Here is a 20,582-nt window from a genome sequence, read left to right as displayed (position 1 = left end):
TTTCGAATGAAAAAGGGGAGTATTATCCTATGTCAACAATGAATGTATTTGTTACAAACTGGTTGAATCATCGTAAAGTATTGCTTGCTATGCTTGATACTGTACAAAATGAAAACCTCCAATATAAGCCTTGGGAAAAGGCAATGTCGTTGTCAACTCTTGTTCTCCATATCAATGGATCAATGGACATGTTCGCACAAACGGTAAAAAACGGCGTGTTCACGCCACCTTCAACAGCTAAACAAGCTGAAACGATTGAAGAGCTGAAAGCGATCGTAGCAGCGGATACCGCTTCAACGAAAACATTGCTTGAATCTTTATCGGATGAGCAATTGGAAAAAGAGATCGACTTCCATGGCATGAAAATGGCTGGAATCGTTTTGCTCGAGAATGGCAAGGATCATGAAATTCATCACAAAGGTCAATTGTTCATTTATCTGCGTTTGCTGGGCATCGAAACATTGCCGTTTTTCGTAAGCAGATAATAGGAATTGTATTATAAGGGGAGGAGTTCATACATCAGGCCTTTGGTCTCATGAAGCAACTCCTCCTTTTTATTAACTCCTCCTACTTGGCAACTCCTATCAAATTTATAGAATAGGAATGAAGAGACGATGATCAAAATAAACAGTTCAGAATTGAACGCTGCTTTTCAAGCATTTATTGGCAAGGAAGTTTATATTCATAGTGAAGCGACCTCTTTCGTCTTTGTCCGAAACTTCAAGGTTAGCCTCACTGAAGCCCATATTGCTGGTGAGGGTTCATACCGGATAGCTCTTCGCTTTGATGAGCTTGGCTGGCTGCGAACAGAAGCACTCACCCATTTTGAAGTAACGGTGGATGAGAAGCTATTACTGGCGGGTTACGATGATAAAGGCAGAATGAACGTTGCTCTGCAGCTTGGAAAGGAGCCGTTTCCGGAATGAGTGAAAAAGCAGTTAAAAAGCTATTAGCTGTGTTTGCGCATCCTGATGATGAGTCTTTTATTTGCGGAGGAACATTGGCAAAGTATGCAAGCATGGGAGTTGAAATTACTCTTGTAAGTGCGACAAAAGGCGAAATGGGACGTCGAATGGGAAACCCGCCTTATGTGAATCGAGAGACTATGCCTGATATTCGGGAAAAAGAGCTGCGAAACGCTTGCGAGGCACTTGGCATTCAAAATCTTATTTTTTTTGATATCCGTGACAAGATGGTTGAATTTTACGATTCAGAGAGCCTCATCTCAAAAATAGGCGTACTCATGGATGAGATCAATCCGGATGTAGTCCTTACTTTTCATGAAATTTTAGGCGGACATCCTGATCACTGTGCAATTGGTAAAGCAACAACTACCGCTTTCCACCGTAGCAAGCAGCCGGGTGCGCTCTATTTCATCAGTTTCGGCGATATGATGAATGCTCCGGAACGATTTGGTTACACGAAGCAGGGCATTGTCAAAATTGATGTTCGTCATCAGTTAGAAGCTAAGCTTGCTGCGTTTCGTGCGCATCGCTGTCAAACCGAAATGGACGAATGGGTATGGGAAGCAGACAGCGCAGCATTGGCGCATTTTGGCAAGTTTGAGTATTTTATAAAAGGAAATCAAACAATGATCCCAAAAACTGCGGATGATCTTTTTTAAAAAACGTACATACGAAACAGGCAGTCTTCAAGCAGCTTAATCTGCTGAAAGACTGCCTGTTTTTATTTTGTTTAAAACATTGGAAATACATATCGAACAAGAAAGTAGAGAGCCCCGAAGAAGATAATAATGTAGGCAGCATATTTGATGAATGTAGACGCCACTAAACTTGAATCTGATTTTTTTTCAACATGTCTTTCTTCAATCTCTAAATTTTGTTGCCTTGTCGTCATTTGAATCACTCCCTTAGTGAGTTTGATAATATTGAATACCCTTCTGGGGTAATGATGAATCAATGGAGTACAGAAAATCGTTTATATATCGATGTTTTTCGATCATTTCTTGGGAAATAGTCGAGATAGGTAAATGGTAACCTAATCATTTTGTACCATTGAATCTGTCATGAGGAAGATGGATAATAACGGAAATAGCTTTTCTTTTTTTGCAGCGAGTAAAAAGGGTTTATCCCTTTTTTTGAGAATTGAGGTTCTTTTTTACGAAGGTCTGAATATCTTAGTTAACGAAGCCCTATTGTTGCAGGTACACCTTTATTTTGCAAAACAATAGAATAGGGCAACAGGAGGCATATAAGTTGAACGAAGCAAGGAAGCCTTTACAGCTAAGTACACAGATGAGCCATAGCCACAGGGACATCCTACTTGAAATTGAGGAAACGATTGCGGAATTGGAAATCTACTTGGAGACAAACCCGGATGATGAGATCGCTTTGGTGCAATATGAGCAGTTTTTGAATAAACGCGAGGATTTCACTTATTTTTTGGCGGAGCCGTATGGGAAAGCATCTCAATCTGTCATGCAGGCGTAATCAAATAGAGCAAGGATGTCAATAACATGGACATGCATGGTTCGGAAGAGCTGCATGGTTGCAGCTAGGCTAAGGGGAATTAATAATTAGATCTGAGATTAGGAGTCAAAAGGATGCCAAGGAGCGAGCAGCTGCCCTTGGCATTTTTTTATTTTGATTAGCGTATGATGAGACGAATGTACGTAGGGTTATTTTCGATATTTTTATCTTTAGCATGGGAATCAAAGAGGATGTCTGAAGGGAGATGGGGAAATAACCACACAATTAAATAAATAAAAGTTTAGCGAAAATATTAATTGAAAATGATTTTCATTCGCTGTATAATGAGAAACGGTATCAATATAATGATACTAATTATCATTATCATACAGGAGGAAATAAAGTGAAACGAGCAGGATGGAAGATTGGTATTATGACTTTATTATTAGCGACTACGGTAGCATGCGGAAACAATGTAAATAAGCCAGAACAGGTGACTGGAAACACAGCAACAGAGCAGCCAAGCTCGGCTGCAACGGAAGCTCCTGTGTCTGATTCTAAAATAGAAGTAGATGAAACAAAAGCAGCGGAACTGATTGCACAGTTCAATAACCAAGTTCCATCATCAACGGTAACCATATCAGTAGCTATTGCTGAGCTTCTAAATGAGCTTGGAATTGAGACAGCCGGTGTTCCAACGACGAAGAACAAATTGCCAGAAGCTTTCGTTAACCTGCCTCGCATCGGCTCATCTCATCAGCCGGATCTAGAGCAAATTGCAAAGCTGCAGCCTGGTGTCATTCTTGGACCAAGCTCCATTAAGGATAGTTTGGATAAATCCTTTAAACCAGCGAATTTACCTACAGCTTATTTGCCTGCGGACTCCTTAGACGAGTTGAAACTCAGCACGGTAGTTCTAGGTCGAGTGTACGGGAAAGAAGATAAAGCGAATGAAGTATTGCAGAAGCTGAGCGAACAAGAGGCGGAAGCTGTTAAGCTTTCCGAAGGCAAAGATGCTCCAAGCGTAATGGTTCTATTCGGTTCTGCTGAATCATTAATGTTCATGAACGATAGTACTTTTGTAGGCAGCTTGGCGAAGAAGCTAGGAGCAAAAAACGTATTATCAGAAGTATTGAAAAAAGAAGATGCTTATGTACCACTTGATATGGAAAGCATCGTAACGGCTAATCCAGATATTATTTTGCTAGTTGCTCATGGTGATCCTTCTGCTGTTACGAAGCAGCTTGAAGATGATGTGAAGAAGAACGGAGCTTGGGAGAAGCTGAACGCATTTAAAAACGGCAAGCTGATTGCACTTGATTATAGCTTATATGGAGTAGCTTCGTTAGTAAATGCACCAAATGCATACCAAGATATGGCGAAAATTTTGTATAACTAATGAAAGGGAGCTTAGAGGTGACGGATAATAAAAAAATGAGAACGACCACGCTTCTAGCTCTCTCATTTTTGTTGCTGATTGTGGCTATTTTATTCTCAGTTGCGCTTGGTAGTGCAAGATTTGATCTAGCTTCTACTTTTCAAGCGATACTAGGCAATGGGAATGAAGCGGCAAATTCTGTGCTTTGGGATATTCGAATCCCTAGAGTATTTCTTGCTTTGATAATCGGCGCGAACCTTGCTGCATCGGGAGCTTTGCTGCAAGCAGTTATGTTAAATCCACTGGCAGACCCGGGGCTAACTGGTGTTTCGTCCGGGGCAGCGGTTACCGTATTATTTATTATGCTAGTCATGCCTAGCTATTCATCGTTTATTCCGTTAGCTGCAATAATTGGCGGCGGTATTGCTGCCGGAATGGTTTATACTTGGGCATGGAACAAGCAAACAGGTTTTACACCTGTACGCATCATTCTTTCGGGTGTCGCCGTAAATGCGGTATTTGGAGGAATGATCGGCCTGCTCTCTATCAAATACAGCGATAAGCTGCCTGGTGCACTTGCATGGATGAACGGAAGTTTGGCAGGCAAAGGAATGGGCGATGTGCTCATGATATTGCCCTATTCGATTATTGGATGGATTGCCGCGATTCTATGTATTCGGCAAGCGAATATATTACGTTTAGGCGAGCAAGTAGCACATAACTTGGGGCAAAACCTTAATCGAAGCCGCTTGATTTTGTCTTTTGTGGCGGTGTACTTAGCCGCTGTTTCAGTGTCGACAGTAGGTCTTGTTGGGTTTATTGGTTTAATTGTGCCACATATGGCTCGTTTATTAATTGGCACAAATTATCGCCACACGTTGCCGCTTAGCTTAATACTTGGGGCACTGCTTCTCTTAGTGGCAGATACAATTGGGCGGACTGCCTTCGGCTCTGTAGGAGTGCCTGCAGGTATCGTCATGGCATTGGCAGGAGGTCCGTACTTCCTCTATTTGATGCGAAAAGGAGGGGTCTAAGTTGTTAAAGGTCCAATCGTTGAATATTCGTTACGCGGATCGTACAATAGTGAGCGACTTTTCTCTCGATGTGAATGAGGGAGAAGTGGTATCCATTATTGGACCAAACGGCTCGGGAAAGTCGACTATTTTGAAGGCTGTATCTCGAATGATTCCTTGCGAAAGCGGACGCGTCTGTATTGCCGATCAAGAGATTCGCTCGCTTAGTACGAAGCAAGTATCGCAAATGCTGTGCATGCTTTGTCAGAAGAACGTCAGTCCGTCTGACATGACAGTAGAGGAATTGGTTGGTTATGGGCGAATTCCTCATAAGAAATGGTATGAGCGTCTGGATGCCGAAGATTATAAGGTCGTACATTGGGCGCTTGAACAGACGGGCATGCTGGAGTTTAAAGACAGACTCATCGTATCCCTCTCTGGTGGAGAAGCACAGAAGGCATGGCTTGCTATGGCGCTCGCTCAAAGACCTAAGGTGCTTCTACTCGATGAGCCCACTACTTATTTGGACATCGCACATCAACTGGAAGTGCTCGAACTTGTGCGAAGACTAAATCGTGAATTGAAGCTGACGGTTATAATGGTGCTGCATGATTTGAACCATGCATCCGCTTATAGCGATAGAGTTTGTGTGATTAAGAATGGGGATAAACATGTATTTGGCAAGCCGAAGGATGTTTTTACGATGGAGCTGATTCGCAGTGTCTACGGTGTGGAAACAGAAATTCAACAAATGCCGGAAAGCGCTAGTCCACGAATTCACGTATTAAAAAAAGTTTTATAAAAAAAGCGAGGGATGACGAATGAAGGCGATGGATATTGAAATGATTAAGGTGAATTATTTGAATTTTACGGAAAGCTTGAAATCTGTCGTGCTCGGTACAATCGACGATGAGGGAAAACCTTTTGTTTCCTATGCTCCCTTTGTGAAGTTCAACGGAAAGCTCTACATTTATATTAGCAGAATCGCTCATCATTTCCGGTACATGGAAGCCAATCCATCAGTGGACGTTATGCTGCTGGAGGATGAGTCGCAGACTACAAATTTATTTGCTAGGCAGCGTGCTCGCTTCGTTTGTAATGCGGTTAATATCGGCAATGAAGGGCATATTGAGATATTTGAACGGTTTGAGCAAACCTTCGGCAAAAACATGATAGGCATGCTTCGCGGCCTCGATTTCTCTTTGTTTGAGCTGATGGCTTCGGAAGGTCGTTATGTAGCAGGCTTCGGTCAGGCTTACGATATCGACTTGTCAGGCGAGAAATTTGAGCATGTTGCAAGAGATGGGCATGCACAAGCGAAGAAAGCTTAATAAGAGCAGAGGAGCGGACGCTATTATGACGATCACAACAGTACTGCCTATTTGGCGTGCTATTCAAGAAAGATTCCACAAAACGGTCAAAGCATTGCCGGAGCAGGATTTGTCTTTACAGCTTGGAGCATCCTCCATTGGCTATATGCTTCGACATAACGCTGAGGTTGAATATATGTTCGCAGACTGGTTCTTCGGGAAAGGCATGCCGGAGGGATTGCAGATCTCTACAAGCAGAGGTGCTGCTGGGAGCAAAGCAACCTACGATAATTTACAGGAGCTTATTGAGCTGCTTGAATCCTCCAACAATCATCTTATGGATGCAATGAAAGAGCTTCCAGAGGAGAAATGGCATCAAATCGTGGACTGTCCGATCGGCCCCTCAACGCCGCTTGAGGCTGTTGGCCGTTTAATGTACCATACCGGCATCCATGCAGGCCAAATCTCGCTTATTCAAAAATGCGCTCCTAAAGAGGAGCCAGCTACTTAGGGATACGATTGAAGTCTCAGAGACCACTCTCTGGGGCTTTTTTTTATGAAATAATAGTCAAATACAAATGTCGGATCATGACGGAAAATACGGATTAAGAGTAAAGGTCGCAGGTGATTTCGGTAAATGATGCCGCAATTTGTAGGGGAAGAATCGATTAAATTGAACTCGCTCTGAAAATTATGGACACATGGAGCGATTAGACAGTTTGGAAAACAAGATATTCTATCATTTGATTTACTCTTTGCCTTATTTGCAGTACCACTTATAATATATACATAACATCATAATTAGGATTGCAAGGCTATTGCTAAAACTAGATATAAAACAAGGAGTTGCTGTCATGATATTAGAGGTTGCTTCATTGCAGGTTAAGGCAGGGCTGTCCGAACAATTTGAAAGCAATTTCAAAGCCGCATCAAAAATTATCTCTAGCATGAACGGTTATGTCAGTCATGAACTTCAGAAATGCTTAGAAGAGAATAATAAATATATATTGCTTGTAAGATGGGAAACGCTGGAGGATCATACCGTTGGCTTTCGCGGATCGGCGGAATATTTGGAGTGGAAAAGTCTGCTGCATCATTTCTATGATCCATTTCCATCGGTGGAGCATTATACGAATGTGGATATTAGCTAGAGTGAATGGTAAGAGCCATCACTGAAAATAAATATAGAGGTGAGAAGCATTCAAGATTTTATTCCGTTACATCTTTGCTTCGATGGTATAGGTCAAGAGGTCGAGATACTGGACGTTGTACAACTGGGTGATGACCTGTATCGCATTGAGGAGAATCCTGTATTTACTGAAAATGTTGCCTTTGGAGACGTTATTCGCGTAAGAGCATTCAAGGATGTATCCATGTACATAGAAACGATAGAGAAATCAACGTTCACCAGGCATAATTGGCTGCTAAGCAAAGAAGTTATCTATTCATTAGAGCTTAAACTATTAAAAAATAAAATTCGAGAGTGCCAAGGCAAGTCGCAGCAAGTGTTTGGCGGTATTTTTATTGTAAATTTGCCTGCTCATTCAGAAATTGATATAAACCATGAGGTACAAAAGGTAATCAAAGCAGTTGGGAAGTAAAGTTTAAACGATAAAGCAGCAGAGAAGGAGGAGTTATAGATGGAGCTTGGGCTAAAAGGAAAAATCGCACTCATTACAGGCGGGAGCAAAGGAATTGGACTAGCAACAGCATTGCTGCTGGCAGAGGAAGGTGCTGAGGTAGCCATTGTTGCACGGGAGGAGGAGTCTCTGCGCAGCGCGGCAGCACTTATAAAGGAACGAACAGGCAAAGAAGCGTTGGCAATCAGCGCGGATGTAAGTCGGCCGGAAGATGCCGCAAGAGCGGTTGAGCAAACGGCAGCACACTTTGGCGGTGTCAACATTCTTGTGAATAACGCAGGAGTTTCTGCGGCGCAGCCTTTTGAGAAGGTGGAGACTGATGCATGGACAGCGGACCTCGATTTGAAGCTGCTCGGAGCAGTTCATTTTGCGCGTGCGGTACTTCCATATATGCGTAAAGCAGGTGGAGGAGCTATCGTCAACGTGACAGCTATAGGCGGGAAAACGCCGGGTGCTTCCTCTCTCCCAACCTCCGTTAGCCGCGCCGCAGGCCTTGCACTGACCAAAGCGATGAGCAAGGATCTGGCTGTGGATCAAATTCGTGTAAATGCAGTTTGCATCGGGCTGATTCGCAGCGCACAAATCGAGCGGATGTGGCAAGCTGCGAGCCCTGAGCTTAGCTGGGATGAATTCTCAGCGGACAAGCGCCATGGGATACCTTTGGGTCGAATTGGCAGGGCGTCGGAAGCAGCAAATGTTATCGGTTTTCTCGTTTCGGAAGCCGCATCTTTCGTAACGGGTACGTCTGTAAATATTGATGGTGGCATTTCTACGGTGCTGTAGTCTGTCTGCTGTAATAAGAAACGAAAGAAGCTCCTTACAGATTGCCGCATTGAACGGTTCTGTTTGGAGCTATTATTATTACTTGCTTTTTATTTCTTTTGTTGGAATCGTTGGTTGAAGCGGTCAACTCGTCCGCCTTTATCGGTATTGCGTTGTTTGCCTGTATAAAAAGGATGCGAAGCGGAGCTTGTATCTACGCGAATGACTGGGTAGCTATTCCCGTCTTCCCATTCCATTTTTTCATTGGACGATTTGGTTGAGCCCGTCAAAAATTTGTAGCCGCTGCTCACATCAAAAAACAATACTTGATGGTAAACGGGATGTATGCCACTTTTCATTTTGTTCTCTCCTTTTATTTGTAATTGTTACGAATAACTATTTTTGTATCATACTCGAAATACGATTTTTATGTCAAGGAGTATGGTTAAACACTTATTAATATATGGTATTTGCTAATTTCGCAAAAGTATACTACCATTAAATTATAATCATTCTAAAAGTAAGCCTTTACATAAAGTGAAATGCATTCATGTACTGGCTTTTCAATAAAAGGAGGTAGCTTTGCATGTTAAACATCACAGCAGAAACGGATCGAATAAATCGACATTTGATGGCGAACGGATATAAACTGACAACTCAGCGTGAGATTATATTGCGAGTGCTGCTTGAGAACGAAATGGATCACTTGAGTGCAGAAGGTGTCTTCATGCTCGTAAAGCAGAAAAACTCTGATATCGGTCTAGCGACTGTATATCGGACACTCGAACTGCTCGCTGAGCTTCATGTTGTTGAGAAAATGAATTTCGGGGATGGTGTAGCCCGCTATGATCTTCGCGGTGAGGATCATGAGCATATGCATCATCATCTAATATGCGATGAATGCGGCTCACTGACAGAAATTAAAGAGGATTGGCTGCTCGAGCTTGAGCAGCGAATTGAACGGGAGTATGGCTTTAAAGTGACGGATCATCGGCTTGATTTTACAGGCAACTATAAGTCATGCAGCAAGGGCCAATGCAAACGGAGAAATAAAGCTGTATCTTAACTTCATAAAGGTTATAAGAAGGGCTTCTCCACTATGTGGGAGAGGCTCTTTTTTGTTTAGTTATGCGGTCGTTGCATGTCTAGCCATCATCGAAATTTTCAAAAATGTTTCAAAACATTATTGTATAATATAAGAATGCTCTCGCAGATAAACATCTTACATAGAATAGAGGGGATTTAATGGAGCATGTTCATGGAACCTATGATAGTTTATTAGTTATTTTCTCTTATATTATAGCAGTCATGGCTTCATATACAGCACTGGATCTTGCAGGAAGAGTGAGCACCTCCAAAGGAAGCACAAAGCTAAGCTGGCTGATGTTTGGAGCGGCTTCTATGGGGATGGGAATCTGGTCGATGCATTTTGTCGGCATGCTCGCGTTAAAGCTTCCTTTCCCTATAAAATATGATTTGGTTATCGTGCTTATTTCGGTAATTGCAGCGATTGGAGCGGCTTTTACTGCGCTGTATGTTGTCGGCCGAAGTGAGCTTTCGAGATCGCAATTGCTAGCTGGCGGATTATTGCTTGCCACAGGCATTACGATCATGCACTATGTTGGCATGTCTGCAATGCTTATACATATAACCTATAATCCGATTATCGTTATGCTCTCTATTCTTATTGCGTTTGTCGCATCCATTGCAGCTCTTTGGCTATCGTTTTATTTCCGTAAGGATAGACAGAAAGGACAATGGTGGAAAAAGCTTGGAAGCGGCGCTATTATGGGGGCTGCGATAGTTGGCATGCATTATACGGGAATGATCGCAGCTAATTTTCATACCAGCAATAAGACTGCTTTGTTTCTTGGCGTTATTTTGGACCAAACGTGGCTGGCCTACATTATTGCGTTAGGTATATTTTTTACACTTGGATTATCTTTGTTTGGGATCTATATATCGAAGCGATTTGCCCATAAGGACTCAGAAATTGAACAAAATGAAAAATGGTACAAGTCCTTATACGAAAATAGCCAGGATGGCATCGTGTCTGTTGATTTGCAGTACCGTGTGACTAGCCATAATACGAATGCTTTGAAGATAACAGGTTTCAGCAGCAAGCAGGTTATGCATCAATCGATATCCTCGTTAAGCGGGATTATTGTGCATGAAGATCAAGAACGTGTGAAACAGATGTTTCAAAGATCCTTTAAGGGGGAGACTTTGAATCACGAAACCGCCATCATCCGTGCTGACGGTATGAGAATTGAGCTCAACGTAGCTAATGTACCGGTTGTTGTGGATGGTGAAGTCGTAGGCAGCTATATTATTTTTAAAGATATAACCGCTGAGAAGCGGGCACAGCTGAAAGTCAATCATTTAGCCTTTCATGATGAATTGACAGGTTTGCCGAATCGTCGCAAATTTAATCAAGCGATTGCAGAGACCATAGAACTGAGCAGTACAAGCGATTCACATTTTGCTGTAATGGTGCTTGATATCGACCGTTTTAAAATCATAAATGATTCACTCGGGCATATGGTCGGCGATCAGTTTTTGCAGGAAGTTAGCGGACGCATTCAACAAGCTATCGCAGGGCAAGACGTTATGCTTGCTCGCATGGGCGGAGACGAGTTTACGCTGCTGTGCCGCAATTATGAAACGCAAGACACGATTAAGCGGTTAGCGRAACAGATCATCAGCTGCATCCAAGCACCGTATCGATTAAAGGACAGTGATTTTTATGTGTCCGCAAGTATCGGAATTGCCCTGTTCCCTAGCCATGGACTGGATGCTGTACAGCTGCTCAAAAATGCCGATACAGCGATGTATGAGGTGAAGAAAAAAGGTAAAAACGATTATCAATTTTTCACTGGCGAGCTCGACCGAGTGCTGCAAGAAAAAATCGAATTAGAGGGCGATCTTCGAAAAGCGATCGAACGAGGGGAACTGCTGCTCCATTACCAGCCGCAAATCCGAACAGAGGATCGTGCGATGATTGGTATGGAGGCGCTTGTACGCTGGCAGCATCCAACTAGGGGGCTACTAAGTCCAGGCGTCTTTATACCGCTTGCCGAGGAGACCGGTCTCATTTATGAAATGGGAACATGGGTACTGCGCGAAGCCTGCAAACAAATGCGGATGTGGCATGTACAGGGAGGGCCGCTTATCCCTATATCCGTCAACTTATCTTCGCAACAATTCCATCAGCCTAAACTTGCGGATTATATTATGGCTATACTGCAGGAAACGGGATTGGAGCCGAAATATTTAGAGCTGGAAATAACAGAAAGCATGATGATGGACGCTGCATTGTCCAGCAGCATTTTGAATCAGTTGAATGAATATGGTATTCGCATTAGCTTAGATGATTTTGGGACAGGCTACAGCTCGCTCAGTTATTTGAAAATGTTCCCGATTCAAAAAGTTAAAATAGATCGCTCCTTCATCCGTGATATTACAAATAACAGCGATGATAGAGCCATCGTTTCAACGATCATTGCGATGGCTATGCATTTGAATATGGAAGTTATTGCGGAAGGAATTGAAACGAAGGATCAGCTGGATATTTTAACGGACAATTCGTGCAGAAAGATTCAGGGCTATTATTTTAGCAAGCCATTGTCTGCAAGTGCTGTGGAAGAACGTTTTTTTGTGCCAGCGCGATAAGCAAGCTTTAAAAAAGAAGCTGTTTCTAAAAGGTGATTACCTTCCAGAGACAGCTTCTTAATTTTGTTCTTCCGCTGCTTTGCTTAAGCAATTTCGGCAGATGCAGGCTTTGTTTTTGAGCTCTTCAGGAACGGCCTCTAAAAGCGTGCTGGGAAATGATTTCTGGAAGCACCAGCAATCTTTCGCTGCATTGTTTTCTTCCATAGCACAATCGTTTGGCCCATTGCAAAGGGGACAATTCATGAATGCAGTCGCCTCCTTGCTTGTTATTCAGTGACGTTAAGCACAAATTTCTCAATAACGTGGCGAACGCCTTCCTCGTTATTCGACAACGTTACATAGTCTGCAATGTCCTTCAGAGATTGAATGGCGTTGCCCATTGCTACACCAAGTCCGGCAGCGATAATCATTTCATTATCATTCCATGCATCGCCAAGGGCGATTGTTTGGTCCATTGTACAGCCAAGATGCTCGGCCATAAATTTCAGTGCATGTCCTTTAGTGCCTTCCTTATGCATGAACTCTAAATAGTGCGCTTTGGATTTAGTAATATGCACGCGATCACCGATTAGAGGCTTAAGCTGCTCAGCGATTTCATCGAGGCGAGCCGGATCATCGATAATAAGCATTTTGTTCATCGGAAAGTCGAGCAATTTGTTGAAGTCAGGCTCTATTTTGTAAGGGATATTGGCAAGCTTAGAATAAGCTTTGATTTTGTCATTGTCATGAGTGCTGTAAAGCTCATCGTCAACGTAAAGCTGCAGGTGCAAGCCGTTCTCTTCAGCGAAAGCGTGAAGCTCTTTAGCCGCATCAATCGGTACGTTTCTTTCATACAGGACTTGTCCATCAAGCAGTGTTTTGACGAGTGCCCCTTGATAGGTAATAATAGGAACATTGAGTTCAATTTGCTTAGCAATTTTTTGAGCGGAAGCAAACATGCGGCCTGTTGCCAGTGTAACCGTTACACCTTGGGCAATAGCAGCTTCCATGGCACGCTTCGTTCCTTCCGTTACGGTTAGGTCATCCGTTAATAACGTGTCGTCAACATCAATCGCGATAAGTTTATACATACTAGCGGTGAAGCTCCTCTCCAGCTCTCTATATTTAAAATATAAGAAGTTATAAGTTCCACATGTATAACTAGGCTTATATTTCGCAGCGAAACGATTGCAGACGCCGCCAAAGACAGCGTTGGCCGTTTGCGCTTTGATTAGGTTGATTGTAGCTAAAATGATCCAGACATTCAAGACTAGGCTTATGCTTTCGAAGTAAGTTTTGCTTCACAAAACTAGGCTTATGCTTACGAAGTAAGTTTTACTTCGTAAAACTTTTGAGGAGATGAACAGATGAACTATTTTACATCAGCGGCAGCAAAACAAAGATTTCTGACTCTCTGCGTCATGGGAGCTGTATTATTTACTGCTCTTGGCTTTGCAATAGGGTTTTTCTGGATGGGGAATCAGTATCCGATGATCAAGGAGCCGACCTTTAAGCAATTTACGGTTTCATACAACAAAATTATGAATGACTACTTAAACGGTGCTGAGCCGAAGAAGCTGATTAATGGAGCAATTGCAGGCATGGTTGGCTCGCTTGAGGACCCGTATTCCCGGTATTTGGCTGAGGAAAAGGGCAGTGCCTATACCCAGTCCTATGAGGGAGAAATATATGGAATTGGTGCTGAATTGCGCGAAGAGGAAGGCATGTTCATCATTACCGGGCTCACGAAGGGAGCTCCAGCCGAGCGAGGCGGCTTACTGACGGGCGATATCATTCTCTCGGTAGATAATCAGAAGCTGGCTGGAAAGACGTTTGAGGAGCTGCTTGGCCTTGTTAGAGGCAAGGAAGGAACATCAGTCTCGCTGCAGATTCAGCGCCCGAATCAAGTTGAGCCGATAACATTAAAGCTGAAGCGGGAAGCTATTCCAGTACATACGGTAACGTCTGAGCTTCTTGAAGGCGGTATCGGGCATGTTACGATTAGCCGTTTCGCTGAGAAAACTGCGGATGAATTCGAAGCTGCAATTACGGAGCTGCAGGCGAAGCAGCCTCTTAAGGGATTGTTGCTGGATATGCGATCCAATCCAGGGGGATTGCTGCAGCCAACCATTAAGATTGCGAGCAAGCTTATACCGAAAAACAAGGTTATTTTGAATGTCGTGTACAAAAATGAGCGGCAAACGATTTCGTATAAGTCTGATCAGAAGAAGGAATGGAAAGTGCCGATTGTAGTACTCGTGAATGGACAATCTGCAAGCGCGAGCGAGGTGCTGACGGCTGCGTTAAAGGAATCAGCGGGAGCAACAGTTGTCGGTGAAAAAACGTATGGCAAAGGTGTTGTACAAGCTTTTAATCAGTTTAAGGACGGTTCTGTCTTAAGCTTAACGGAAGCGCAGTGGAAGACGCCGGGCGGCACTTGGATTAACAAAACAGGCGTTTCACCGGATTTTGCAGTAGCCCTTCCCGAATATACGAAACTAAGACCGCTTGCGATTGGTACACATATGAAGATAGGCAGCTATGGCGAGGATGTAAAGACGCTGCAGATGATGCTGAAGGAGCTCGGTTATTCTCCTACAGGACAAGAAGGCATGTTCGATAAACAAACAGCAGCAGCATTAACTAAGTTCCAAAAAGCCGAGAAGCTGGAGGCTACGGGCAGTTTCAATGACAAAACGGGGTATAAGCTGCTGGAGCGTCTACGCGAGAAGCTTGGACGCGAGGACAGTCAGCTGATTAAAGGGTTAGAGGTTCTCAAAAACGGCAGTTGACAACGGGGATGATAATCATTATCATCAAATAGGAAGCAAATCCTTCGTTGCGCTGCGGGGTGTATCTTATGAAGAAGATTAAGTATTGCAAACGGAATCTCAAGAACGGTTTGGAGCCGGTTTATAAGGCGATGAAAAATCGATATCCGGATATTAAGCAGAAAAAAAGTGATTGCCTTGGCGATTGCAAAACCTGCAAGCTAGAGTGCTTCGTCGTGGTCAAGTCGAAGACGGTTAGCGCGCCGTCCGCAGAGAAGCTCTATAAGCGATTGAAAAAAATGATCGGGTAGCTTAAATTTCAATAAATTAACAAGAACGGCATTTGCCGTTCTTTATTTTTATGTTAGAATAAGTACAATCTAGGAAAGCTGAGGTGCATAAGCATGAATGATGGATTAGCAGAAGCATTAAATGAACAGATGAATTTTGAATTTTATTCAGCGCATGTGTATCTGGCAATGGCGGCTTACTGTTCAGGTGAAAGTCTTGATGGTTTCGCTAACTTCTTCATTGTACAGGCTGAGGAAGAACGGTTTCATGCAATGAAAATATACAAGTTTCTGAATGACCGTGGTCGTCGTGCTACGCTGTCTGCTCTTGGAGAGCCGAATAACGAATACTCTTCCATTTTGGACACTTTCGAGCAAGGCTACGGACATGAGCAGCAAAATACAAAACGTTTCTATAATTTATCTGACCTTGCGATCAACGATCGCGAGCATGCAACGATCAACTTCCTCAAATGGTTTATCGATGAGCAGGTTGAAGAAGAGGCGTTGTTTGATAACATTATCCATAAGCTGAAACGCATCGACAAGGATAGCAATGCATTCTATATGCTTGATGCTGAGTTCGCTGGACGTTCCTTCACTCCTCCAGCAGTTTAAGCTGGACACCGCAATAATGAATAATAAGGGGATGTGCCGGAAGTAGAGAAATCTACTTTCGATACATCCCCTTTTTTCGATCGAGTGGTTATTCAGCCCTTAAGCAATTGCTCCACAATTCGATTGGCTGCTGCTGCGGTTGAAATTCCATGTTCGTCAGCTGCTTGAAATACGTTCATCAGTGTACCATTTATTTTCTCAACCTTTTGCTGTGCTGTCGCAGCATCCCCGCCAATAAGCTCAACAGAGGTTACGATGATGCCGCCTGCGTTAATCACATAATCCGGTGCATACAAAATGCCAAGCTCATGAAGCTTCTCGCCATGGCAGCTTTCGGCTAATTGATTGTTCGCTGCCCCAGCAACAATGCTGCAGTCTAGCTGGCCTAATGTAAAATCATTTAGGATGCCACCTAAGGCACATGGCGAGAAGACATCACAAGGTATGCGCATAATGACGTTTGGCTTGCAAGGCATTGCCCCAAACTCCTCGACAACCTTCTTCACTCGTTTTGAATCAACGTCCGTTACAACGAGCTCTGCGCCCGCATGCTTTAAATAGCGGCATAGCTGATAACCTACTTTGCCTAATCCTTGAACGGCAATGATTTTTTGCTGCATATTTTCGGAACCGTAAACCGTTTTGAGAGAGGCCTGAATGCCAAGGAAAACGCCGTATGCGGTCATTTTAGCTGTAAAATCATTTACTGCTCCGAGCGAACCTGATACATCAGTCACATAGGGTGTCTCGAGGCGAACCCAGTCCATATCCGATACATCTGTACCCAGATCCATACCGGTAATATAGCTTCCTTGCAGGTTTTGAATATGCTGGCCTAGCGCCCGAAACAATATTTCCCGCGAGCTTTGACCGGGTTGGCTTAGAATGACAGCTTTGCCGCCGCCAAATGGCAAACCTGAGATCGCTGATTTATAGGTCATTCCCTGCGCTAGCCGCAGCGCATCGAGGACAGCAGCTTCATCGCTGGCATATTGCCAAAACCGGCAACCGCCGAGGGAAGGACCAAGCTTTGTGCTGTCTATTGCAATAATTGCCTTTAAACCGATAGAACGATCCTGGAGGAAGATGAGCTGCTCATAGCTTTGATTCCATACATCCAAGTGGATTCCTCCTTTGAGGTCTGCCTGTCGCGCTTCTTGTATGTAGTGTATTCATTGCTGCTATTATGAGCTACTTCATGTGTCCCAGCCGCATCAATAAAGCGGGCAAAATTAATCATAGTAATTCTCTACCAGATCGGGCACAAATAATTTGTTATAGTGGAATGGAATAGATTCATCATTTGCAAACAGCTAGGATGAATTCACGATTTAAAATAGATAATGAAAAAGGATGAGGTACCCTTGCATTTATTTCCTGTAGCATACTCGCTATTATCAACCGAAGCGTTATTGTCGCATATTAAAGTCCACTATGGCATTCATGAACCCGCTCGTCTGCACTATTTTCTGAGAGGGATGAACGATACTTATATTTTAGAGACGGAGCAAGGCAAATACATATTTAGAGTGTACCGAGCGGACCGGAGAAACCAATCAGAGATTGCTTTTGAGTTAGATTTATTAAACGATCTTCATGCAAAAGGGATAAGCGTGTCCGTACCGATTGAGAAAAATGACGGCACATTTATTAATGAGTTTTTGGTCCCTGAGGGTGTAAAGTTTGGAGTAATGTTTAGTTTTGCTGATGGTCAAGAAAAGCGAATGCAGCATCCAGAAGACAGTCGTCTATTTGGCGCATCCGTTGCTCAAATTCATCAAGCTGCCGACGATTTCACATCTGAGCACACAAGGGGAGAGCTCGATTTGGAGCATTTGATAGACAATCCGCTTCGCATAATTAAGCAACATATGGAAAATCGGAAAGAGGATTATCAATTTCTATATGAGCTGGTTATGCGCTTAAAAGATCAGCTTAACATCCATCTGAAAGCAGGACTGGACTTTGGAATTTGTCATGGGGATTTGCATGGCAATACGAATGTCGCTTTTACGGAAAATGGGACATTGACGCATTATGATTTTGATATTTGCGGTTATGGCTGGCGAGCTTATGACATTGCGGAGTTTAGACTGGCAAGAGAAATTCATAGCAGGCACGATAAAGAAGAGGTTGAACGTCTTTGGGATGCATTTATTTGCGGATACAGAGAAATCAGATCTATAGGCGAAAATGATATTCAAGCGGTTCCGATATTCGTAGCGCTTAGACAGCTTTGGCTCTTTAGCTTATGCTTCAGTGAATCTGAGTTGATCGGAGCAGCTGATTTTGATGATGGATTTATCGACAGCAAGATGGAGTATTTTAGAAATTTAGAGTAGATGTCACAAAAAAACTCATCTTATCGTTACATGTGCAAACATGCACAGGAGCTGATGGAGATGAAAGAGAAAAAGGAAATAACATGTGTCATTATTGGCGGCGGTTATGCAGGGATTAATGCCCTCAAGGCAATACGAAAAACATTGCAGCCGGAATTAGGAGCTGGGAAGCTCCGATTAATTCTAATTGATAAGCAGCCATACCATCTTCGGAAGGTATTGCTGTTCAAGCCGGCTGTCAATGATGATAATATTGTTGTTCCTTTTGGCAGCTTGTTTCCGGATGGTGTGGAATTTATTCAAGGAATGGTAGTGACCATAGAAAAAAGGGATAAGCGGTTATTGTATCAGGATGAGAGCGGGCAAGAGCAGAATTTAAAATACGATATTCTCATATTGGCAGCAGGCAGCGTTATTCGACAGCCCGATGCCGATCAGGGCGGAATTGCCTTGACAGGACTCGCAAGCGCAGCTCATATTCGAGAGCTTTGGCATGAAAACTTGAGAAAAGCGGTAAAGGAAACAAGCCGTGCTGAGCGTCAAAGATGGATGACTGTTGCCGTTGCAGGGGCGGGGATTAGTGGAATCGAATCATCTGCTGAGCTTGTTTATGCTTTGCGTAAGGAAGCAAGTGCACTTGGACTTGATCCGTCAGAGGTGATTCTCTACTTGCTAAATGCGCAGGATAGATTATTTCAGGAGGGACCGGCAAAGGTTGGCATGAAGCTGGAGCGCTTGCTTAAGGGCAGCGGAGTGACCGTTCTGCATGGACGCAAAGCTATTCGTGAGAGGGAAGGGGAACTTCTCTTATCGGATGGTGAGATTTTAAAGGTGGGCTTATGTATTTGGACGCTTGGCTTGCTGCCCAATCCGATGCTCAGAAGCATGGGGCTGCCGCTTACTGCATATGGTCGAGTCATTGTGGATGCTAATTACCGTGTGAAAGAAGCACCTGAGATATATAGCATTGGCGACTGTGCTCAAATTGTTGACCCGGTGAGCGGGCTTGAGGATAGGATGACGTGCAAGGAAGCGACTGCACAAGCGGATAGGCTGGGGAAAGTCATAACGGCAGATGTAATGGGTCATTCTGCACCTGTTCACAAGAGCTATATTGATTTTTTCTGTTTTGGTCTCGGGCCAGAGCGGGGAATGGTATGGACAAGGCAATGGGGCCTCGACATTGTCATAACGGGGAAGCTTGGATGGAAGGTACGGAAAATGACTTGGGATTATGCGAGTCTCATAAAATGATAAGAGCAGCATTTGTTATGAAACGAGGGATGGTGAAATGAAAGAGCTTTACCTGCAATATAAAGCGCTTTTGTTCAAAATTGCATACCAGCTTACGGGTTCGGCTGCTGATGCTGAAGATATCGTGCAGGATGTTTTTGTGAAGGCATATGATATAGATCCAGAGAGCATAGCCGAGCCAAAGGCTTATTTGTGCAAAATGGCGACAAACCGCAGCTTGGATTTGCTAAAGTCTGCTCGAAAGCAGAGAGAGCGGTACGTCGGGCCGTGGCTCCCAGAACCCATTTTTACAGAAGAGACGGATGCACTGGATGCCGTTATTCACCACGATTTGTTGTCTTATGCGATGCTGGTTTTGCTTGAACGGTTAACCCCCTCGGAGCGTGCCGTATTTGTGCTTCGTGAAGCGCTGGGCTTCGAATATTCGGATATTGCAAAGCTAATAGAAAAAAGCGAAGTCAATTGTCGAAAGCTGCTGAGCCGTGCGCGAGACAAAATGGGGATTTCCGAGGCTGAACCTGTTCATGCGCTGCCTGCGGGTGAAGAATGGGTTCGTCGTTTTGTATTGGAGCTTGCGGAGGGAAATGTGAAGGAGGTCCTTTCTCTGCTTGCAGAGGAGGTTGTTCTCCTTTCAGATGGCGGAGGCAAAGTGTCTGCTGCTATTCATCCTATTAAAACACGCGAAAACGTTTCTCGGTTTCTATTCGGTTTGGTTCAAAAAGGACCACTTGCTGATGGCAGTGTGAAAGCCGAGCTTAGAATTCTGAACGGTCAGACGGGACTTGTTTTACGATCAGATAAAGGAATCGAGGGGGTTACTCTTTTCCATGTGGTGCAGGGGGGTGCACTTCATCTCTACATTGTAAGAAACCCAGATAAGCTGAAACTGTTGGAATTGTATATTGGCGGATCATAAGGAGGGAGGTAGATCTTAGCACGGGAACATGGATTTATTTATGAGCCGCCCGGAGATATTCATACGCTCATAACGGAAGACGAGGAAGTGCTGACGCTCTTTATATTAGGGGGAGCGCTGCAATACTTCAATGACAACGATGAGATTACCGGACAAGATGATATTTTCACTCTACTTCAGAAGTATAAGGATTTTTGCGCACAAAATA

Annotated in this window: 24 protein-coding genes; 20 read left to right on the top strand and 4 right to left on the bottom strand. The window is 43.7% G+C overall.

Features of this window, described 5'->3' with window-relative positions; translation table 11 throughout:
* The first annotated feature begins 29 nt into the window (after positions 1-29).
* The 12 genes from AC1DPK_RS04505 (at position 30) to AC1DPK_RS04450 (ending at position 8,553) form a co-directional block, all read left to right on the top strand.
* The gene (locus AC1DPK_RS04505) at positions 30-485 is read left to right on the top strand and encodes a DinB family protein (protein WP_477509460.1); all 456 of its coding nucleotides are present in this window, start codon (positions 30-32) and stop codon (positions 483-485) included.
* Between the two features lie 129 nt (positions 486-614).
* A complete protein-coding gene (locus AC1DPK_RS04500) occupies positions 615-926 on the top strand; it encodes a DUF1806 family protein (RefSeq protein WP_477509459.1) in 312 nt (103 codons plus the stop codon).
* Positions 923-1,624 (top strand): PIG-L family deacetylase, encoded by a 702-nt coding sequence (locus AC1DPK_RS04495; protein WP_477509458.1) that lies wholly within the window; start codon positions 923-925, stop codon positions 1,622-1,624. The genes AC1DPK_RS04500 and AC1DPK_RS04495 overlap by 4 nt, the downstream gene beginning before the upstream one ends.
* A 592-nt stretch (positions 1,625-2,216) precedes the next feature.
* Entirely contained in the window at positions 2,217-2,450 is a 234-nt protein-coding gene (locus tag AC1DPK_RS04490) for a hypothetical protein (protein WP_076268049.1), read from the top strand.
* Between the two features lie 382 nt (positions 2,451-2,832).
* Positions 2,833-3,828, top strand: a complete 996-nt coding sequence (locus tag AC1DPK_RS04485) for an ABC transporter substrate-binding protein (protein WP_477509457.1) — start codon at positions 2,833-2,835, stop codon at positions 3,826-3,828.
* Positions 3,829-3,863: 35 nt separating this feature from the next.
* The gene (locus AC1DPK_RS04480; RefSeq protein ID WP_076268081.1) at positions 3,864-4,841 is read left to right on the top strand and encodes a FecCD family ABC transporter permease; all 978 of its coding nucleotides are present in this window, start codon (positions 3,864-3,866) and stop codon (positions 4,839-4,841) included.
* A 1-nt stretch (position 4,842) separates the two neighbouring features.
* On the top strand, positions 4,843-5,622 hold the full coding sequence (locus tag AC1DPK_RS04475) for an ABC transporter ATP-binding protein (RefSeq protein ID WP_441879262.1): 780 nt from the start codon (positions 4,843-4,845) through the stop codon (positions 5,620-5,622).
* A 19-nt stretch (positions 5,623-5,641) separates the two neighbouring features.
* Positions 5,642-6,151: a HugZ family pyridoxamine 5'-phosphate oxidase gene (locus AC1DPK_RS04470; RefSeq protein ID WP_477509456.1), complete on the top strand. Its 510-nt coding sequence runs from the start codon at positions 5,642-5,644 to the stop codon at positions 6,149-6,151.
* 25 nt (positions 6,152-6,176) lie between these two features.
* Complete coding sequence (locus tag AC1DPK_RS04465) at positions 6,177-6,641, top strand: DinB family protein (RefSeq protein ID WP_477509455.1); 465 nt, start codon at positions 6,177-6,179, stop codon at positions 6,639-6,641.
* A 343-nt stretch (positions 6,642-6,984) separates the two neighbouring features.
* On the top strand, positions 6,985-7,281 hold the full coding sequence (locus AC1DPK_RS04460; RefSeq protein ID WP_441879258.1) for an antibiotic biosynthesis monooxygenase family protein: 297 nt from the start codon (positions 6,985-6,987) through the stop codon (positions 7,279-7,281).
* A gap of 39 nt (positions 7,282-7,320) precedes the next feature.
* Positions 7,321-7,731: a DUF4265 domain-containing protein gene (locus AC1DPK_RS04455; protein ID WP_477509454.1), complete on the top strand. Its 411-nt coding sequence runs from the start codon at positions 7,321-7,323 to the stop codon at positions 7,729-7,731.
* Positions 7,732-7,770: 39 nt separating this feature from the next.
* On the top strand, positions 7,771-8,553 hold the full coding sequence (locus AC1DPK_RS04450; protein WP_441879255.1) for an SDR family NAD(P)-dependent oxidoreductase: 783 nt from the start codon (positions 7,771-7,773) through the stop codon (positions 8,551-8,553).
* Between the two features lie 89 nt (positions 8,554-8,642).
* Here the strand turns inward: AC1DPK_RS04450 and AC1DPK_RS04445 are convergent, their stop codons facing one another.
* Complete coding sequence (locus AC1DPK_RS04445; protein ID WP_076268041.1) at positions 8,643-8,891, bottom strand: type B 50S ribosomal protein L31; 249 nt, start codon at positions 8,889-8,891, stop codon at positions 8,643-8,645.
* Positions 8,892-9,118: 227 nt separating this feature from the next.
* On the opposite strand from AC1DPK_RS04445, the gene fur reads away from it, so the two are divergent.
* Both fur and AC1DPK_RS04435 read left to right on the top strand, forming a co-directional pair.
* Positions 9,119-9,598, top strand: coding sequence for a ferric iron uptake transcriptional regulator (gene fur, locus AC1DPK_RS04440; RefSeq protein WP_339207536.1), 480 nt, complete (start codon positions 9,119-9,121; stop codon positions 9,596-9,598).
* A 179-nt stretch (positions 9,599-9,777) separates the two neighbouring features.
* Positions 9,778-12,204 carry a bifunctional diguanylate cyclase/phosphodiesterase gene (locus AC1DPK_RS04435; protein WP_477509453.1) on the top strand — a complete coding sequence of 809 codons (2,427 nt, stop codon included), beginning with the start codon at positions 9,778-9,780 and terminating at the stop codon, positions 12,202-12,204.
* A 57-nt stretch (positions 12,205-12,261) separates the two neighbouring features.
* Here AC1DPK_RS04435 and AC1DPK_RS04430 read toward each other — a convergent pair whose 3' ends face one another.
* Positions 12,262-12,447, bottom strand: coding sequence for a cysteine-rich CWC family protein (locus AC1DPK_RS04430; RefSeq protein ID WP_441879250.1), 186 nt, complete (start codon positions 12,445-12,447; stop codon positions 12,262-12,264).
* Between the two features lie 23 nt (positions 12,448-12,470).
* Positions 12,471-13,274: a Cof-type HAD-IIB family hydrolase gene (locus tag AC1DPK_RS04425; protein WP_076268037.1), complete on the bottom strand. Its 804-nt coding sequence runs from the start codon at positions 13,272-13,274 to the stop codon at positions 12,471-12,473.
* A gap of 276 nt (positions 13,275-13,550) precedes the next feature.
* On the opposite strand from AC1DPK_RS04425, the gene AC1DPK_RS04420 reads away from it, so the two are divergent.
* From AC1DPK_RS04420 to AC1DPK_RS04410, 3 genes are all read left to right on the top strand, one after another.
* Positions 13,551-14,975 carry a S41 family peptidase gene (locus tag AC1DPK_RS04420; RefSeq protein WP_441879248.1) on the top strand — a complete coding sequence of 475 codons (1,425 nt, stop codon included), beginning with the start codon at positions 13,551-13,553 and terminating at the stop codon, positions 14,973-14,975.
* Positions 14,976-15,043: 68 nt separating this feature from the next.
* Positions 15,044-15,265 carry a DUF1450 domain-containing protein gene (locus tag AC1DPK_RS04415; RefSeq protein WP_076268035.1) on the top strand — a complete coding sequence of 74 codons (222 nt, stop codon included), beginning with the start codon at positions 15,044-15,046 and terminating at the stop codon, positions 15,263-15,265.
* A gap of 93 nt (positions 15,266-15,358) precedes the next feature.
* A complete protein-coding gene (locus AC1DPK_RS04410; RefSeq protein WP_076268034.1) occupies positions 15,359-15,862 on the top strand; it encodes a ferritin in 504 nt (167 codons plus the stop codon).
* A 92-nt stretch (positions 15,863-15,954) separates the two neighbouring features.
* Here AC1DPK_RS04410 and AC1DPK_RS04405 read toward each other — a convergent pair whose 3' ends face one another.
* Entirely contained in the window at positions 15,955-16,983 is a 1,029-nt protein-coding gene (locus AC1DPK_RS04405) for a Leu/Phe/Val dehydrogenase (RefSeq protein WP_477509452.1), read from the bottom strand.
* A 243-nt stretch (positions 16,984-17,226) separates the two neighbouring features.
* Between AC1DPK_RS04405 and AC1DPK_RS04400 the strand changes: the two genes are divergently transcribed.
* From AC1DPK_RS04400 to sigJ, 3 genes are read left to right on the top strand one after another with little or no spacing between them, the layout of a single operon-like run.
* Positions 17,227-18,204 carry a phosphotransferase enzyme family protein gene (locus AC1DPK_RS04400; RefSeq protein ID WP_477509451.1) on the top strand — a complete coding sequence of 326 codons (978 nt, stop codon included), beginning with the start codon at positions 17,227-17,229 and terminating at the stop codon, positions 18,202-18,204.
* Between the two features lie 60 nt (positions 18,205-18,264).
* Positions 18,265-19,458 (top strand): NAD(P)/FAD-dependent oxidoreductase, encoded by a 1,194-nt coding sequence (locus AC1DPK_RS04395; RefSeq protein ID WP_477509450.1) that lies wholly within the window; start codon positions 18,265-18,267, stop codon positions 19,456-19,458.
* 37 nt (positions 19,459-19,495) lie between these two features.
* Positions 19,496-20,374 carry an RNA polymerase sigma factor SigJ gene (sigJ, locus tag AC1DPK_RS04390; protein WP_477509449.1) on the top strand — a complete coding sequence of 293 codons (879 nt, stop codon included), beginning with the start codon at positions 19,496-19,498 and terminating at the stop codon, positions 20,372-20,374.
* The last annotated feature ends 208 nt before the right edge of the window (positions 20,375-20,582 follow it).

This window comes from Paenibacillus sp. 01T424 (assembly GCF_056398745.1).
Note: the sequence above shows the minus strand (reverse complement) of the source record. Positions and strands in the feature narration are given on the sequence as shown.

Excerpts from the sequence above, each read along its gene's own strand:
- AC1DPK_RS04420 (WP_441879248.1), top strand. The coding sequence starts at position 13,551 with ATGAACTATTTTACATCAGCGGCAGCAAAACAAAGATTTCTGACTCTC.
- AC1DPK_RS04505 (WP_477509460.1), top strand. The coding sequence starts at position 30 with ATGTCAACAATGAATGTATTTGTTACAAACTGGTTGAATCATCGTAAA.
- sigJ (WP_477509449.1), top strand. The coding sequence starts at position 19,496 with ATGAAAGAGCTTTACCTGCAATATAAAGCGCTTTTGTTCAAAATTGCA.
- AC1DPK_RS04395 (WP_477509450.1), top strand. The coding sequence starts at position 18,265 with ATGAAAGAGAAAAAGGAAATAACATGTGTCATTATTGGCGGCGGTTAT.
- AC1DPK_RS04425 (WP_076268037.1), bottom strand. The coding sequence starts at position 13,274 with ATGTATAAACTTATCGCGATTGATGTTGACGACACGTTATTAACGGAT.
- fur (WP_339207536.1), top strand. The coding sequence starts at position 9,119 with ATGTTAAACATCACAGCAGAAACGGATCGAATAAATCGACATTTGATG.
- AC1DPK_RS04460 (WP_441879258.1), top strand. The coding sequence starts at position 6,985 with ATGATATTAGAGGTTGCTTCATTGCAGGTTAAGGCAGGGCTGTCCGAA.
- AC1DPK_RS04410 (WP_076268034.1), top strand. The coding sequence starts at position 15,359 with ATGAATGATGGATTAGCAGAAGCATTAAATGAACAGATGAATTTTGAA.
- AC1DPK_RS04465 (WP_477509455.1), top strand. The coding sequence starts at position 6,177 with ATGACGATCACAACAGTACTGCCTATTTGGCGTGCTATTCAAGAAAGA.
- AC1DPK_RS04430 (WP_441879250.1), bottom strand. The coding sequence starts at position 12,447 with ATGAATTGTCCCCTTTGCAATGGGCCAAACGATTGTGCTATGGAAGAA.
- AC1DPK_RS04415 (WP_076268035.1), top strand. The coding sequence starts at position 15,044 with ATGAAGAAGATTAAGTATTGCAAACGGAATCTCAAGAACGGTTTGGAG.
- AC1DPK_RS04480 (WP_076268081.1), top strand. The coding sequence starts at position 3,864 with ATGAGAACGACCACGCTTCTAGCTCTCTCATTTTTGTTGCTGATTGTG.
- AC1DPK_RS04495 (WP_477509458.1), top strand. The coding sequence starts at position 923 with ATGAGTGAAAAAGCAGTTAAAAAGCTATTAGCTGTGTTTGCGCATCCT.
- AC1DPK_RS04500 (WP_477509459.1), top strand. The coding sequence starts at position 615 with ATGATCAAAATAAACAGTTCAGAATTGAACGCTGCTTTTCAAGCATTT.
- AC1DPK_RS04450 (WP_441879255.1), top strand. The coding sequence starts at position 7,771 with ATGGAGCTTGGGCTAAAAGGAAAAATCGCACTCATTACAGGCGGGAGC.
- AC1DPK_RS04445 (WP_076268041.1), bottom strand. The coding sequence starts at position 8,891 with ATGAAAAGTGGCATACATCCCGTTTACCATCAAGTATTGTTTTTTGAT.
- AC1DPK_RS04470 (WP_477509456.1), top strand. The coding sequence starts at position 5,642 with ATGAAGGCGATGGATATTGAAATGATTAAGGTGAATTATTTGAATTTT.